Source organism: Litchfieldia alkalitelluris (assembly GCF_002019645.1).
GTDB classification, from domain to species: Bacteria; Bacillota; Bacilli; order Bacillales; family Bacillaceae_L; genus Litchfieldia; species Litchfieldia alkalitelluris.
This window is the reverse complement of the sequence record NZ_KV917374.1, coordinates 76,326-92,126: the sequence shown is the minus strand read 5'-3', so window position 1 is coordinate 92,126 and position 15,801 is coordinate 76,326. Positions and strand designations below refer to the sequence as shown.

The 15,801-nt window shown below is 39.8% G+C and carries 14 protein-coding genes, 2 tRNA genes, 1 rRNA gene and 1 other annotated feature; of the genes, 14 read left to right on the top strand and 3 right to left on the bottom strand.

Going from position 1 to position 15,801, the window contains the following annotated elements; genetic code table 11:
• Positions 1-214: 214 nt before the first annotated feature.
• Positions 215-2,563, top strand: a sequence feature (most likely nonfunctional fraction of RNA operon).
• 67 nt (positions 2,564-2,630) lie between these two features.
• The 8 genes from rrf (at position 2,631) to tsaD (ending at position 6,913) form a co-directional block, all read left to right on the top strand.
• Positions 2,631-2,746: ribosomal RNA gene (rrf, locus tag BK579_RS00390) — 5S ribosomal RNA — on the top strand.
• A 153-nt stretch (positions 2,747-2,899) separates the two neighbouring features.
• A tRNA-Met gene (locus BK579_RS00385) sits at positions 2,900-2,976 on the top strand.
• A gap of 106 nt (positions 2,977-3,082) precedes the next feature.
• Positions 3,083-3,158, top strand: a tRNA-Asp gene (locus tag BK579_RS00380).
• Positions 3,159-3,284: 126 nt separating this feature from the next.
• Complete coding sequence (gene thiL / locus BK579_RS00375; RefSeq protein WP_078543041.1) at positions 3,285-4,268, top strand: thiamine-phosphate kinase; 984 nt, start codon at positions 3,285-3,287, stop codon at positions 4,266-4,268.
• A gap of 13 nt (positions 4,269-4,281) precedes the next feature.
• The gene (gene tsaE / locus BK579_RS00370) at positions 4,282-4,737 is read left to right on the top strand and encodes a tRNA (adenosine(37)-N6)-threonylcarbamoyltransferase complex ATPase subunit type 1 TsaE (RefSeq protein WP_078543040.1); all 456 of its coding nucleotides are present in this window, start codon (positions 4,282-4,284) and stop codon (positions 4,735-4,737) included.
• Positions 4,737-5,429: a tRNA (adenosine(37)-N6)-threonylcarbamoyltransferase complex dimerization subunit type 1 TsaB gene (gene tsaB, locus BK579_RS00365; protein ID WP_078543039.1), complete on the top strand. Its 693-nt coding sequence runs from the start codon at positions 4,737-4,739 to the stop codon at positions 5,427-5,429. The genes tsaE and tsaB overlap by 1 nt, the downstream gene beginning before the upstream one ends.
• Before the next feature lie 16 nt (positions 5,430-5,445).
• Complete coding sequence (gene rimI, locus BK579_RS00360) at positions 5,446-5,904, top strand: ribosomal protein S18-alanine N-acetyltransferase (RefSeq protein WP_078543038.1); 459 nt, start codon at positions 5,446-5,448, stop codon at positions 5,902-5,904.
• The gene (gene tsaD / locus BK579_RS00355) at positions 5,894-6,913 is read left to right on the top strand and encodes a tRNA (adenosine(37)-N6)-threonylcarbamoyltransferase complex transferase subunit TsaD (RefSeq protein WP_078543037.1); all 1,020 of its coding nucleotides are present in this window, start codon (positions 5,894-5,896) and stop codon (positions 6,911-6,913) included. Before rimI ends, tsaD begins: the two co-directional genes overlap by 11 nt.
• 658 nt (positions 6,914-7,571) lie before the next feature.
• Here tsaD and BK579_RS00350 read toward each other — a convergent pair.
• Entirely contained in the window at positions 7,572-9,512 is a 1,941-nt protein-coding gene (locus BK579_RS00350; RefSeq protein WP_078543036.1) for an ABC-F family ATP-binding cassette domain-containing protein, read from the bottom strand.
• Positions 9,513-9,648: 136 nt separating this feature from the next.
• On the opposite strand from BK579_RS00350, the gene moaC reads away from it, so the two are divergent.
• The 4 genes from moaC to tatC are packed head-to-tail and all read left to right on the top strand — an operon-like array spanning position 9,649 to position 11,798.
• Complete coding sequence (gene moaC / locus BK579_RS00345; RefSeq protein ID WP_078543035.1) at positions 9,649-10,143, top strand: cyclic pyranopterin monophosphate synthase MoaC; 495 nt, start codon at positions 9,649-9,651, stop codon at positions 10,141-10,143.
• 24 nt (positions 10,144-10,167) lie between these two features.
• Positions 10,168-10,806 (top strand): redox-sensing transcriptional repressor Rex, encoded by a 639-nt coding sequence (locus tag BK579_RS00340; RefSeq protein WP_078543034.1) that lies wholly within the window; start codon positions 10,168-10,170, stop codon positions 10,804-10,806.
• Between the two features lie 50 nt (positions 10,807-10,856).
• Positions 10,857-11,033 carry a twin-arginine translocase TatA/TatE family subunit gene (locus BK579_RS00335; RefSeq protein WP_078543033.1) on the top strand — a complete coding sequence of 59 codons (177 nt, stop codon included), beginning with the start codon at positions 10,857-10,859 and terminating at the stop codon, positions 11,031-11,033.
• Between the two features lie 18 nt (positions 11,034-11,051).
• Positions 11,052-11,798 carry a twin-arginine translocase subunit TatC gene (tatC, locus tag BK579_RS00330; protein ID WP_078543032.1) on the top strand — a complete coding sequence of 249 codons (747 nt, stop codon included), beginning with the start codon at positions 11,052-11,054 and terminating at the stop codon, positions 11,796-11,798.
• Positions 11,799-12,475: 677 nt separating this feature from the next.
• On the opposite strand, the gene BK579_RS00325 is transcribed toward tatC, so the two are convergent.
• Both BK579_RS00325 and BK579_RS00320 read right to left on the bottom strand, forming a co-directional pair.
• Complete coding sequence (locus BK579_RS00325) at positions 12,476-12,682, bottom strand: YdiK family protein (protein WP_078543031.1); 207 nt, start codon at positions 12,680-12,682, stop codon at positions 12,476-12,478.
• 22 nt (positions 12,683-12,704) lie between these two features.
• A complete protein-coding gene (locus BK579_RS00320; RefSeq protein WP_078543030.1) occupies positions 12,705-13,442 on the bottom strand; it encodes a CPBP family intramembrane glutamic endopeptidase in 738 nt (245 codons plus the stop codon).
• 362 nt (positions 13,443-13,804) lie between these two features.
• Between BK579_RS00320 and groES the strand changes: the two genes are divergently transcribed.
• Both groES and groL read left to right on the top strand, forming a co-directional pair.
• Positions 13,805-14,089, top strand: coding sequence for a co-chaperone GroES (groES, locus tag BK579_RS00315; protein WP_078543029.1), 285 nt, complete (start codon positions 13,805-13,807; stop codon positions 14,087-14,089).
• A 59-nt stretch (positions 14,090-14,148) separates the two neighbouring features.
• On the top strand, positions 14,149-15,780 hold the full coding sequence (gene groL / locus BK579_RS00310) for a chaperonin GroEL (RefSeq protein ID WP_078543028.1): 1,632 nt from the start codon (positions 14,149-14,151) through the stop codon (positions 15,778-15,780).
• The last annotated feature ends 21 nt before the right edge of the window (positions 15,781-15,801 follow it).

The following is a 15,801-nucleotide window of genomic DNA, read 5'->3' as shown; positions in this document are numbered from 1 at the left end:
TCAGCCACAGAAGGTAACAGCCCTGTAGTCGAAACTTCGTTCTCTCTAGAGTGGATCCTGAGTACGGCGGGACACGAGAAATCCCGTCGGAAGCAGGGAGGACCATCTCCCAAGGCTAAATACTCCCTAGTGACCGATAGTGAACCAGTACCGTGAGGGAAAGGTGAAAAGCACCCCGGAAGGGGAGTGAAAGAGATCCTGAAACCGTGTGCCTACAAGTAGTCAGAGCCCGTTAACGGGTGATGGCGTGCCTTTTGTAGAATGAACCGGCGAGTTACGATCACGTGCAAGGTTAAGTTGATAAGACGGAGCCGCAGCGAAAGCGAGTCTGAATAGGGCGCATGAGTACGTGGTTGTAGACCCGAAACCAGGTGATCTACCCATGTCCAGGGTGAAGTTCAGGTAACACTGAATGGAGGCCCGAACCCACGCACGTTGAAAAGTGCGGGGATGAGGTGTGGGTAGCGGAGAAATTCCAATCGAACTTGGAGATAGCTGGTTCTCTCCGAAATAGCTTTAGGGCTAGCCTTGAATTTAGAGTCTTGGAGGTAGAGCACTGATTGGACTAGGGGCCCCCAACGGGTTACCGAATTCAGTCAAACTCCGAATGCCAAAGACTTATATTCAGGAGTCAGACTGCGAGTGATAAGATCCGTAGTCAAGAGGGAAACAGCCCAGACCACCAGCTAAGGTCCCAAAGTATACGTTAAGTGGAAAAGGATGTGGAGTTGCCCAGACAACCAGGATGTTGGCTTAGAAGCAGCCACCATTTAAAGAGTGCGTAATAGCTCACTGGTCGAGTGACTCTGCGCCGAAAATGTACCGGGGCTAAACGTATCACCGAAGCTGTGGATTGTTCTTTTAGAACAATGGTAGGAGAGCGTTCTAAGTGCAGTGAAGTCAGACCGGAAGGACTGGTGGAGCGCTTAGAAGTGAGAATGCCGGTATGAGTAGCGAAAGAGGGGTGAGAATCCCCTCCACCGTATGCCTAAGGTTTCCTGAGGAAGGCTCGTCCGCTCAGGGTAAGTCGGGACCTAAGCCGAGGCCGAAAGGCGTAGGCGATGGACAACAGGTTGAAATTCCTGTACCACCTCCTCACCGTTTGAGCAATGGGGGGACGCAGAAGGATAGGGTAAGCGCGCTGTTGGATATGCGCGTCCAAGCAGTAAGGCTGATTCGTAGGCAAATCCGCGAATCGTTAAGGCTGAGCTGTGATGGCGAGGGAAATAAAGTACCGAAGTTCCTGATTTCACACTGCCAAGAAAAGCCTCTAGCGAGGTGAGAGGTGCCCGTACCGCAAACCGACACAGGTAGGCGAGGAGAGAATCCTAAGGTGTTCGAGAGAACTCTCGTTAAGGAACTCGGCAAAATGACCCCGTAACTTCGGGAGAAGGGGTGCTTATTAGGGTGAATAGCCCTGATAAGCCGCAGTGAATAGGCCCAGGCGACTGTTTAGCAAAAACACAGGTCTCTGCGAAGCCGCAAGGCGAAGTATAGGGGCTGACACCTGCCCGGTGCTGGAAGGTTAAGAGGAGAGGTTATCGCAAGAGAAGCTTTGAATCGAAGCCCCAGTAAACGGCGGCCGTAACTATAACGGTCCTAAGGTAGCGAAATTCCTTGTCGGGTAAGTTCCGACCCGCACGAAAGGTGTAACGATCTGGGCACTGTCTCAACGAGAGACTCGGTGAAATTATAGTACCTGTGAAGATGCAGGTTACCCGCGACAGGACGGAAAGACCCCGTGGAGCTTTACTGTAGCCTGATATTGAATTTTGGTACAGCTTGTACAGGATAGGTAGGAGCCTTAGAAGCCGGAGCGCCAGCTTCGGTGGAGGCGTCGGTGGGATACTACCCTGGCTGTATTGAAATTCTAACCCACATGCCTAAATCGGCATGGGAGACAGTGTCAGGTGGGCAGTTTGACTGGGGCGGTCGCCTCCTAAAATGTAACGGAGGCGCCCAAAGGTTCCCTCAGAATGGTTGGAAATCATTCGTAGAGTGTAAAGGCACAAGGGAGCTTGACTGCGAGACCTACAAGTCGAGCAGGGACGAAAGTCGGGCTTAGTGATCCGGTGGTTCCGCATGGAAGGGCCATCGCTCAACGGATAAAAGCTACCCCGGGGATAACAGGCTTATCTCCCCCAAGAGTCCACATCGACGGGGAGGTTTGGCACCTCGATGTCGGCTCATCGCATCCTGGGGCTGTAGTCGGTCCCAAGGGTTGGGCTGTTCGCCCATTAAAGCGGTACGCGAGCTGGGTTCAGAACGTCGTGAGACAGTTCGGTCCCTATCCGTCGTGGGCGTAGGAAATTTGAGAGGAGCTGTCCTTAGTACGAGAGGACCGGGATGGACACACCGCTGGTGTACCAGTTGTTCTGCCAAGGGCATCGCTGGGTAGCTATGTGTGGACGGGATAAGTGCTGAAAGCATCTAAGCATGAAGCCCCCCTCAAGATGAGATTTCCCATAGCGCAAGCTAGTAAGATCCCTCGAAGATGACGAGGTTGATAGGTCAGAGGTGGAAGCGCGGTGACGTGTGTAGCTGACTGATACTAATCGATCGAGGACTTAACCAAATAATTAATGAATGTCTGAACGTTATCTAGTTTTGAAGGTGCGAACTTTCATAAGTCTAGTGATGATGGCGAAGAGGTCACACCCGTTCCCATACCGAACACGGAAGTTAAGCTCTTCAGCGCCGATGGTAGTTGGGGGACTCCCCCTGTGAGAGTAGGACGTCGCTAGGCTTTTCATTTTTATTATCGCGGGGTGGAGCAACGAGCATATGCTTCATGAATAATCTGCGAGTTGTACCGATTGAACAGCTACTTGATTTAGCTTCCTGAAATCGGGACAGTCAATGCTCTGGTGAAGAACGACAATGGAATAATTCTTATTATCGCGGGGTGGAGCAGTCTGGTAGCTCGTCGGGCTCATAACCCGAAGGTCGCAGGTTCAAATCCTGTCCCCGCAACCAAACGCTTACTTCCACATGAAATACTTCTATGGCGTTTTGCGAAAAATACCGAAGGTATTTTAAGCAAATATCCAAAGTAAATAACTAAATCAACTTTAAATATTAAGGTCCCGTGGTGTAGCGGTTAACATGCCTGCCTGTCACGCAGGAGATCGCCGGTTCGATCCCGGTCGGGACCGCCATATAAAGTAACTAATTCGAAACTGATGTTTCGTTTTTTTTTGCATTTTTTTAGGTGCTTTGTAGAAAGGATTAAAATACTGTAAACTAGAACTAACCATAATAATTAATTCATAGGTGTGATTAAAATGTCTATACAGGATGAGTTTTCTTTTATTAATCGGATTCGTCCAACTAAAATACATCAAACCTCCTCGCTTGTAACGGGTATTGGCGATGATGCGGCTGTGTATCTTCCAACAAAAGATTACGCGCAAATCGTATGTACCGATACATTAGTGGAGGAAATTCATTTTACAAAGGAAACAATGTCTCCTTTTCAATTGGGTTATAAAGCCTTGGCTGTTAATATTAGCGATATTGCAGCAATGGGAGGAAAACCTCTATACTTTTTAGTTTCCATAGCGATATCTAATCGTTGGACTGAAGATGAGTTAGTGGAAATCTACGATGGTATGAACACGTTAGCAGATACATATAAAATAGATTTAATTGGTGGAGATACTGTATCATCTAGGGAATCTTTAATGATTACAGTAACAGTAATAGGAGAGACTGAAAAGGGACAAGAGTTATTAAGAAGTAGTGCTAAAGATGGTGATGTTGTATTTGTAACAGGGACTGTTGGCGATTCTAGCGGAGGACTTGAGCTCTTATTAGCAAGAGGAAGACATGACTCATTCACAGAGCACGAGCAGTTTTTAGTGAAAAGACACCAGATTCCTTCTCCTAGAGTTGAAATTGGGCGATTATTGACTAATCTATCACGCGTATCTTTAAATGATGTAAGTGATGGTGTTGCAAGTGAGGCAAATGAACTTGCGGAAGCTAGTAATGTTACCATAACATTACTAGCTGAATTATTGCCAATTAGTAAGGCGTTACAAACATATGATCCAACTGGTTTTATGGAGAAAGCATTGTTCGGTGGAGAAGATTTTGAATTAATTGGCACAATGTCAGAAACGGATTGGAAAAAGGTTAAACTAAATGGGGATACTAGTTTAACTAAGATAGGAAGTGTTTCTAGTGGGGAACCTAAAGTGTTATTAAGCAAGGATAACTCACTTATCACACTAGAGAAAAAAGGGTATAATCATTTTAAAAAATAAACAAGGTGATGTTATGGAGCAATTTGTGTTTAAGACCAATTCCTCTGATGAAACTTTAGAGTTTTCTCAAAGACTGGGAGAACTTTTAAAACCAGGTGATGTGATTACACTTGAAGGAGACTTAGGGGCTGGCAAAACAACATTTACAAAAGGGTTAGCAAAAGGGTTAGGGATCACTAGAAATGTGAATAGTCCCACTTTTACCATTATAAAAGAATACAAAGGTCGTCTTCCTCTTTATCACATGGATGTATATAGGTTAGCTGAAAGTGAAGAGGATTTGGGCTTTGATGAATATTTTGAAGGTGAAGGAGTTTCTGTCGTGGAGTGGGCAGAGCTTATCAAAGAGTATTTGCCTGAATCGAGATTAGTGATTACGATTACTCATCAAGGTGATTCAACACGTCAAATTACTTTTGAGCCAATTGGGTCGCGTTACATACAATTATGTAAGGAGCTATTTGAATAATGAAGGTTTTATCAATTGATACATCAAATTTAGTCATGGGTATTGCTCTACTAGATGATACGAAGGTGATTGGTGAGGTAATAACCAATCTGAAAAAGAATCATTCGGTTAGAGTCATGCCTGCGATTGAGCAACTGTTGAAGGAATGTGATGTAAGACCAAATGAATTAAATAAAATTGTTGTTGCAAAAGGACCTGGGTCATATACAGGTGTTAGAATTGGTGTAACAATTGCTAAAACTTTAGCATGGACGCTAAATATACCGTTAGTTGGTGTGTCTAGTTTAGAAGTATTAGCCGCTAATGGGCGATATTTTGATGGGATGATTTCGCCTTTGTTTGATGCAAGAAGAGGACAGGTTTATACTGGTTTATATTCTTATTCATCAGATGGGCTATTGGTTAGTCAAAAAGAGGATGCAATTATTTTATTAAAGGACTGGCTATCTGACTTAAAGGGAAATAATACACAAACGTTATTCATAGGAAATGATTTAGAGCTACATAAAGCTGTCATTGAAGAGGAATTAGGAGAGCTTGCATTGTTTGCATCTTATACTAGTAATAACCCTAGACCGAGTGAGCTTGCCCTTATAGGCTTATCTAAGGATGAAGAAGAAGTTCATTCATTTGTTCCGAATTATATTCGACTTGCAGAAGCAGAAGCAAATTGGCTAGCAACTAATAAGTAATGATGAAGGTGAGTTCATGGAAGCAACAGTTACATTTAGATTGATGAATTTAGAGGATATTGACGAAGTCCTCGTGATAGAACATGCTTCATTTGCGACGCCATGGAGCAGAGAAGCTTTTTATAATGAAATCATGAATAATCATTTTGCTCAATATATTGTCATGGTCGAAAATGAAAAAGTGATTGGGTACTGTGGGATGTGGCTTGTTATGGATGAAGCTCATGTCACGAATATCGCTGTGCTACCCGAATATCGAGGAAGGAAGCTCGGAGAATTACTATTAATCAAGGTCAAAGAAACGGCGAAGGAATTAGGGGCCATTCGAATGACACTTGAGGTTCGAGTTTCAAATGTTATAGCACAATCATTATACATAAAACATCGATTTACTAAGGGTGGTATCCGTAAGAATTATTATACTGATAACCAAGAAGACGCAATTGTGATGTGGGTGAATTTATATGAAAACTGATCAAATCGTAATGGGGATTGAAACAAGCTGTGATGAAACAGCCGTTGCTATTTTAAAAAATGGTCGTGAAATCTTAAGCAATGTTGTAGCCTCACAGATCGAAAGTCATAAACGATTCGGGGGGGTTGTTCCTGAAATTGCTTCTAGACATCATGTTGAAGAAATTACGATGGTAATCGAAGAAGCAATGAATAAAGCAAATGTAACATACGATGATATTGATGCGATTGCTGTAACTGAAGGGCCAGGACTAGTAGGTGCGCTGCTAATAGGTGTTAATGCAGCGAAAGCTTTATCATTTGCTCACGGAATCCCTTTAGTCGGTGTACACCATATTGCTGGCCATATATATGCTAATCGTATTCTGACGGAATTTAAATTTCCTTTATTATCATTAGTTGTCTCTGGCGGCCATACTGAGCTTGTGCTAATGGAAGAGCATGGTGTGTTTAAGGTAATTGGGGAGACGAGAGATGATGCAGCAGGAGAAGCGTATGATAAAGTAGCTAGAACGCTACAACTGCCTTATCCAGGTGGACCTCATATTGATCGTCTTGCCCACGAGGGAACGCCTTCGATCAAGTTACCTCGTGCTTGGCTAGAGGAAGGTTCTTATGATTTTAGTTTTAGTGGGTTAAAGTCGGCAGTGATCAATACACTTCATAATGCAGAGCAACGTGGAGAGAACATTGAGCCGAAGGATTTAGCTGCTAGCTTCCAAGAGAGTGTCATTGAGGTTTTAGTGTCTAAAACGATGAAAGCGGCTGTGGAGTTTGATGTGAAACAGGTTCTCTTAGCTGGTGGAGTTGCGGCTAATAAAGGACTACGAAGAAGCCTTGAAGAAAGCTTTGCAAGTGTAAAAGAGGTTGAATTAATAATTCCTCCGCTGGAGTTATGTACAGATAATGCTGCGATGATCGCAGCGGTGGGTAGTGTCATGTTTGAAAAAGGTAGAAAGTCGGATTATAGTCTAAATGCTAACCCGGGACTAGATATAGAGTTAAGCTGATGCTTTTGCATTGGCTTTTTTTGTTGTTTTTTTGTGAGGTAACTAAAAGGGGGCTTTGGTTCACTTTTAATGTTGATTGAAGGAAGTTGTGAGTGGATTAGAGGGTCGTGCCCGATATAGGAGGGTGTTGAAGGTGAAAAGAGAATCAAAGGAGGTATCCAGAAGAGTTCATCCTTGAATAAGTGGGAGTAGGGTAATAAGGGGCCATCAGGAGCCGTTCGTCCTAAAATAAGTGGGAGAGTAAGGTAAGCAAAGCAAAGGAGCATTCAGAAGCCGTTAGCCCTAGAATAAAAAAGGATTAGGTAACCATAATGCAAGTTAGTCCTAGAAAAAGTGAAAACAAGCACAACAAAGAAGCAATCCTACAATCACTCAAAGCACTCACTCTACAATTAAACACTCCCAACCACTACATAAAATAACTAACTTTCCACAAACTTATTATAAATTTGTGAATAACTTCCCGACACCTCCACTCTATATTGTGGATAACTAATTCAACCCATTGAAACAACAACTAGTCATTTAGTAACGAAAATGTGGATAACCACCAATTTTTGTGTGGATAATGTGCATAACTACGTTGATAACTAATAAAATGTGTATAATTTTTAAACTCAATTAGAAAAATCACATAAAAAAAACAGCAGATAAAAAGTTATCCACTGTTTTCTAAAAGTTGTTCCCATTCTTCCATTAACAATTCCAGCTTACTTGAGTAGCTTTGGTTTTCATTATTAATTTCTTGCACTTTCTCATGGTCCTGGTAGATCTCTGGATCACATAGTAGTTGTTCATTGTTCTCAAGCTTTTCCTCAAGGGAACTAATTTCTAGTTCGATTTCCTCGATTCTTCTTTTTCGCTGTCTTTCCAGCTTTTTCGCTTCTTTTTCGTTTTCGTAGCTAGTTTTATCATGAACTTGCTCTACTTTTTTACCATTAGCCGCTTCAGCTTGTGCAGCTAGTTGCTTTAGCTCTTCTTGTTCTTGTTTTTTTTCAACATAGTAATCATAATCACCTAGATATTCTGTCAAAGCTTCTCTTGAAAGCTCATAGACTTTAGTTGCTAACCTATTAATAAAGTAGCGGTCATGTGAGACGAAAAGAATGGTGCCAGGATAGTCGATAAGTGCATTTTCTAGTACTTCCTTACTATCCAAGTCAAGATGGTTTGTCGGCTCATCCAGGATTAATAGGTTTGATTTTTGTAGCATGAGTTTAGCTAATGCTAATCGCGCTTTTTCTCCGCCACTTAAGGTTGAGACAATTTTAAGCACATCGTCTCCAGAAAAAAGGAAATTTCCAAGTACCGTTCTGATTTCTTTCTCCGGTAATAACGGATAATCATCCCAAAGCTCATTTAGTACTCGTTTATTAGATTTCAAGTTCGCTTGCTCTTGATCATAGTAGCCAATTGAAACATGTGAACCGAACGCGAAGCTTCCTTCGAGTACATCTAAGTCCTTAGTGATGGCCTTAAGAAGAGTTGATTTTCCGATCCCGTTAGGTCCAACAAGGGCAATACTATCACCACGGGTAATCGAGAAATGAATGTTTTTAACAATTGGTTCTAAAGAGTTATATCCGACGGAAATATCTCGTGCTTGTAATACATCATTTCCACTTTGTCTTTCAATATCAAATCGGAAGGAAGCAGATTTTTCATCTCCTTGAGGTCTGGTTAAAAGCTCCATGCGCTCCAATTGCTTACGACGGCTTTGTGCTCTTTTAGTCGTAGATGCTCTCGCAAGGTTGCGCGCAACAAAGTCTTTTAACTTTTCGACTTCTTCTTGCTGCTTTTCAAACTTTTTCATTTCAAGAACATAGTTTTCTGCTTTTTGTTTTAAATAATCACTATAGTTCCCCGTATATTTAGACGAGGTAGTTCTCGAAATTTCATACACCTGTGTAACTACCTTGTCTAAAAAGTAACGATCATGTGACACAATTAAAATGGCCCCAGGATAGCCTTGTAAATATTGCTCTAACCAGCTTAATGTACTAATATCCAAGTGGTTAGTAGGCTCGTCCAGCACTAGTAGGTCAGGTTTTCTTAATAAAAGTTTACAAAGAGCTAGTCTTGTTTTTTGGCCACCGCTTAAGGATGAAATTTTCGTAGTGTAATCAAAGTCCGAAAAATTAAATCCGTGTAAAATAGAGCGGATGTGAGCTTCATACTGATAGCCACCATTATCCTTATACTGGACCTGTAGCTGATCATATTCAGTTAATAGCCTTTGATACTCTGTTTCATTAGCAAAGGCTGACGGATCACCCATCTTTACTTCTAGCTGTCTTAATTCCTTCTCTAGTGCTCTTAGTGATTCGAAGACTGTAAGCATTTCATCCCATATCGTTAAGGAAGATTCGAGTCCAGTGTTTTGCGCTAAATAATCGATGGTGACGGTTTTCGGTTTAATAATATCTCCGCCATCAATAGATAACTGGCCCGCAATCATTTTTAATAAAGTAGATTTACCAGCACCGTTACGACCAACGATGGCAATTCTATCTTTCGATTGTACTTCTAGTTTTATATTCGATAAAATAAGTTCAGCACCAAAGAATTTTTTTACTTGATTCACTTGTAATAAAATCATCGCAGTTCACCTCTTGTTTCTACTATAAGTTTAGCTTATTATGTCAAGGGTGGGCAAGAACTCAAATTGTTCACATAAGAATTAAGACAGAAACAAGGAAATAGTGTATAGTCATAAATAGAGGTGAATGCTACTCATGTCAGAATTTACGCATTTTAATGAACAAGGACGAGCTAAGATGGTTGACATCTCTGATAAAGCATCTTCTGTTCGAATAGCCCTTGCACAATCAAGCATTATTGTGAATGAAGAAATCTTTCAACAAATTACGAACCATCAGATAAAAAAAGGTGATGTATTAGCTGTAGCGCAGGTAGCGGGGATTATGGCTGCTAAAAAAACATCAGATATTATACCAATGTGTCATCCATTAGCACTTAACGGTGTGGATATATCTTTTTCTTGGAACAATACTAAAGACAAATATGAGTTACGTATCATTGTTGAAGTAAAAACAAAAGGAAGTACTGGCGTAGAGATGGAAGCGTTAACGGCTGCTTCTGTTTGCTCGTTAACCATTTATGATATGTGTAAAGCTGTAGATAAAGGAATGATCATTGGCCCTACTTTTCTTTTGGAAAAGACGGGTGGAAAAAACGGAGACTTTAAAAGAGACATTCCAAGCAGATAGATGTAAGAATGCGGGGGATTTATGATGAGTGACAATCAATCGAAAATACCACAGGCAACAGCCAAGCGGTTACCATTATATTATCGATTTATCAAAAACTTGCATGCATCAGGGAAGCAAAGGGTATCAAGCGCTGAACTTAGTGATGCGGTAAAGGTTGATTCTGCTACAATTAGACGTGACTTTTCATATTTTGGGGCGTTGGGTAAAAAAGGATATGGCTATAATGTTAATTATTTGTTATCCTTCTTTAGAAAAACGCTAGACCAAGATGAAACAACGAAGGTCGCACTAATTGGAGTGGGGAATTTAGGAACAGCATTTTTAAACTATAATTTTTCGAAAAATAATAATACGAAAATTGATTTAGCATTTGATGTGGATGAATCTAAGATTGGAACGATGATTGGTGGGGTACCTGTCTACCATCTGGACCATTTAGAGGAACAGCTTCCCGAGGATGTAACAGTTGCGATTTTGACCATTCCAGCATCTGTTGCTCAAACTGTCACAGACCGTTTGGTAAATAAAGGGGTTAAGGGGATACTAAACTTTACACCAGCACGGATAAATGTCCCTGACACATTAAGAGTTCATCATATTGATTTAGCGGTTGAATTACAATCATTAGTTTATTTTCTTAAACATTATCCAAGTGAATAAATAGGTGTTATTATGATAGATAGAGATTAATCTTAAGGAGGTGATAGGACATGAATCTAGGAATAGGAAGTATCTTTTTGATCGTTTTTGTTGCACTACTCATATTTGGTCCTAAAAAATTACCAGAGCTTGGGAAAGCAGCAGGTAACACCTTACGTGAATTTAAAAATGCTACAAAAGGGTTAGCAGATGATGATGATGATCATAACAAAAAAGAGATCAAGTAGTAAGTTAGGATGAACATAATGACTGAAAAAGAAATGTCAATATATGATCATATAGGTGAACTTCGAAAACGACTGATTTTTGTGGTCGTTTTCTTCTTCTTTGCAGCAATTGGTGGCTTTTTTCTAGCTGAGCCAACGATTGTATTTTTACAACAAGCAGAGGAAGCGAAAGAATTAACGATGAATGCCTTTCGCTTAACAGATCCTATTAAAATTTACATGCAGTTTGCTTTCGTGATCGCTTTTATTATTACTTCACCTCTTATTCTGTTTCAATTATGGGCGTTTGTTAGTCCAGGTTTATATGAAAAAGAGCGAAAAGTAACGTTAAGCTATATTCCTATTTCGGTGGGATTATTTTTGCTAGGGCTATCATTTTCATATTTCATCCTTTTTCCCTTTGTTGTAAATTTCATGGGCCGATTGGCAGAGCGACTTGATATTCAACAAGTGATCGGGATAAATGAATATTTTCAATTTCTACTTCAGTTAACATTACCTTTTGGTTTCTTATTTCAGTTGCCAGTGGTCATTATGTTTTTAACAAGATTAGGAATTGTAACACCAATGTTTTTAGTCCAGGTTCGAAAATATGCTTATTTCATTCTGCTGGTAATAGGTGGTCTAATCACTCCACCAGAGCTACTATCTCATTTAATGGTGACGATTCCGTTACTAGGATTATATGAAGTCAGTATACTTGTCTCAAGAGGAGCATATCGTAAAGCAAAACAAGCGGAAATGCTTCATGAGAATGATTTATAAAATAACGATTTGTTCTAAAAAGCCATAAAAAAAGAGGTAATCCCAAGTGTTATGCCAATGCATTACATAAGGGATTGCCTCTTTTATTTAAGTAAACCAGTTCAAGAGCGCAAAATAAGAAAATCAATTTTAGCATACGAATTCGAATTAGATTCGTATGCTATTTTAAAAATAAAAACCCTAGCGAAAAAAATAAGCGTAGATTTTTCCGCTATTTACAGATTAGAGCAGGTTTTGAGGTAAATAGGGGGAGTTTTTCCACTTATATAAAACAAAACCACCTATTTTCAAGTGTTTCTAGTCAAATTAGGGAAATTTCTCCCTCTATTTATGCTGTTTTCAATGCTATTTATGAATTAAGGGAAATCTTTTCCTCTAGTTTTATCTACGGCGGGCGTAGTTAAAGTCAAATACGAGTAACGATGGCTTCAAAGGTGACCGTGAATAAAAATATACGTAGTATCCAATATATATACTACGCATCTCGGACTTGCTATGATCCTTTAATTAAGCTCTGTTTATAGAATAACATTTTTACAGAATAATCTTATAAAAATTGGTATTTAAGAAAAGGCTGCAATTTTAACAGTGAATATATCTACGATTATACAAGAAAATAGCAGTCCTTTTGAACTGCTATTTTCGAGTTTGTACTCCAAAATGGAACTACTTATCTTTTATTGTTTATCCTTTATTTTTTTAATCTTTTGATGTAAAAGAAACATTCTTATCGCGACACCAAAATCAAATGTAGCGACTAGCATAAGTAAAATGGTTGAGAAATTCCACACTGTTTCAGTTGCACTACCTACTGCTAGATAGGTAAAAAGAAATCCCATTAATAAATAAATGAACCCCATGAACAAGGGAGAAATACGACGCATACATGATCCTCCAAATACTAAATTAAATCAACCAGGAAATAAATCCTTGTAATTGCTCTGCTTCCTCTAAGATACGCTCAATATCTTCAGCAAACACTGTTTGAATCACAACCACGAGTGTATTCATCGCGACATGTGCAAAAATAGGAACAATAATTCGTTTTGTTTTTACATATAAAAAGGCAAATGTGAAGCCCATCGCGGAATAAAGTAATATGTGTTCAAATTCCATATGCACTGCAGCAAATAAGACGGAGCTTAATAGTGCAGAGATGAAAAAGTTAAATCGTTTATAGAGTGTTCCAAAAACGATTTTTCTAAAAATAATCTCCTCTAAAATAGGTCCAATTACAGATACAACAATGATGAGAAATGGTGTCATTCTAACAAGATCCATGATTTGTTGGGTGTTTTCCGAGCCTGGATCGACCCCAAATAACTGCACTTCAATATTTGCTGCAATACCTTGTGCTAGCATCGCAAGAAAAATACCACCGATCGACCATCCAATCGTCGCTCCCAAAGGCGAACGCTCAATGCTGCGGTCATTTACAGCAAGATCTCTTCTCATTAATAGTAGAGTTATTATTAATCCCAGGGTGAAACTTATGATAATCCAATAGGTAGAAGCGAGTGTAATGGCTTCCCTTGTATTTTCACCTGTGACAATATTTAGTTTCAACAGAATAGGTACTCCAATTAAGCTAGATATTTGCATTAAAATATACGTTAAGATTACATACCAATATCGTTTTTCCAAATGAATAGCTCCTTTGTCTTATAGAAAATTCAATGTCAGTTTATCCCTTCATATTTTACCATAGTTCACTTAATAACTATTAGTAATACGATTTTTGCTAAAAAAGTTTCACTAGAGGTTTATATTTTAGAAGTTGTGACATAATTTAGAAGGGTGTACGAAAAAGTTTGTCTTAGAGATACTTATGTCCTCTATTATGTTTCATTACATAAAAACCATCATTCTTTTTAAAAAAATTAATAGTAAATACTTGCAAAAAAAATCGAGATTCATTAATATAATAATTGTGTTAGCACTCAAGATGGTTGAGTGCTAATAAAAAGGTAAAAAATAACGTTAATTAATTGAGGAGGTTGTTTCACTTGTTAAAGCCATTAGGTGATCGTGTTGTTATTGAACTAGTTCAATCAGAAGAAAAAACTGCAAGTGGTATCGTATTACCAGACTCTGCAAAAGAAAAGCCACAAGAAGGAAAAGTTGTAGCTGTTGGAACAGGTCGTGTGTTAGACAGTGGTGAGCGTGTTGCTCTAGAATTGTCTGAAGGCGATCGTATCATCTTCTCAAAATATGCTGGTACTGAAGTAAAGTACGAAGGCAATGAATACTTAATTTTACGCGAAAGCGACATTTTAGCTGTTATCGGTTAATAAACAGCTCTATATCATAGAACAACATAAAAATAAAAACTTTGAGGAGGTCTTTACAAATGGCAAAAGAAATTAAATTTAGTGAAGAAGCTCGTCGCTCTATGCTTCGCGGTGTAGACGCACTTGCAAATGCTGTTAAAGTAACACTTGGACCAAAAGGTCGTAACGTGGTTCTTGAGAAAAAGTATGGTTCTCCATTAATTACTAATGATGGTGTAACAATTGCAAAAGAAATCGAATTAGAAGATGCGTTTGAAAACATGGGTGCAAAGCTTGTTGCTGAAGTAGCTAGCAAAACAAACGATGTTGCTGGTGACGGTACAACAACTGCAACTGTATTAGCTCAAGCAATGATCCGTGAAGGATTAAAGAACGTTACTGCTGGTGCAAACCCAATGGGTATCCGTAAAGGAATTGAAAAAGCAACTCTTGCAGCTGTAGAAGAGCTACAAGCTATTTCTAAGCCAATCGAAGGAAAAGCTTCAATTGCACAAGTTGCTTCGATTTCTGCTGCTGACGAAGAAGTTGGTCAATTAATCGCTGAAGCAATGGAGCGCGTTGGTAACGACGGTGTTATCACAATTGAAGAATCTAAAGGTTTCTCTACTGAATTAGAAGTTGTAGAAGGTATGCAATTTGACCGTGGATATGCTTCACCTTACATGGTAACTGATTCAGACAAAATGGAAGCTGTATTAGAAAATCCATATGTGTTAATCACTGACAAGAAAATCACTAGTATTCAAGAAATTCTTCCAGTTCTTGAGCAAGTAGTACAACAAGGTAAATCTCTATTACTAATTGCTGAAGATGTTGAAGGGGAAGCTCTTGCAACTCTAGTAGTAAACAAATTACGTGGAACATTCAATGCAGTAGCAGTTAAAGCTCCTGGATTCGGTGACCGTCGTAAAGCAATGTTAGAAGATATCGCTACATTAACTGGTGGTGAAGTGATCACTGAAGATTTAGGTCTTGACCTTAAATCTGCAAACATCACTCAACTAGGTCGTGCAGCTAAGATTGTTGTAACAAAAGAAAATACAACAATCGTAGAAGGTGCTGGAGACACTGCAGCAATCGCAGCTCGTGTGAACCAAATCCGTGCACAAGTAGAAGAAACTACTTCTGAATTCGATAAAGAAAAATTACAAGAGCGTCTAGCTAAGTTAGCTGGTGGTGTAGCAGTAATTAAAGTTGGTGCTGCAACTGAAACTGAGTTAAAAGAGCGTAAGCTTCGTATTGAAGATGCACTTAACTCAACTCGCGCTGCTGTTGAAGAAGGAATCGTTGCTGGTGGTGGTACTGCCCTAGTAAACGTATATAATAAAGTAGCTTCAATCGAAGCTGAAGGTGATGTAGCAACTGGAATCAAGATTGTTCTACGTGCACTTGAAGAGCCAGTTCGTCAAATCGCTCACAACGCAGGTCTGGAAGGATCAGTCGTTGTAGAACGTCTAAAGCATGAAGAAGTTGGAATTGGTTTCAACGCTGCAACTGGCGCATGGGTAAACATGATCGAAGCTGGTATCGTTGACCCAACTAAGGTTACACGTTCTGCACTTCAAAACGCTGCATCTGTATCAGCTATGTTCTTAACTACTGAAGCAGTAGTTGCAGACCTACCAGAAGATAACGCTGGTGGCGGAATGCCTGATATGGGCGGCATGGGTGGAATGGGCGGCATGATGTAATAAGCCGTCTCAACCCTTGAT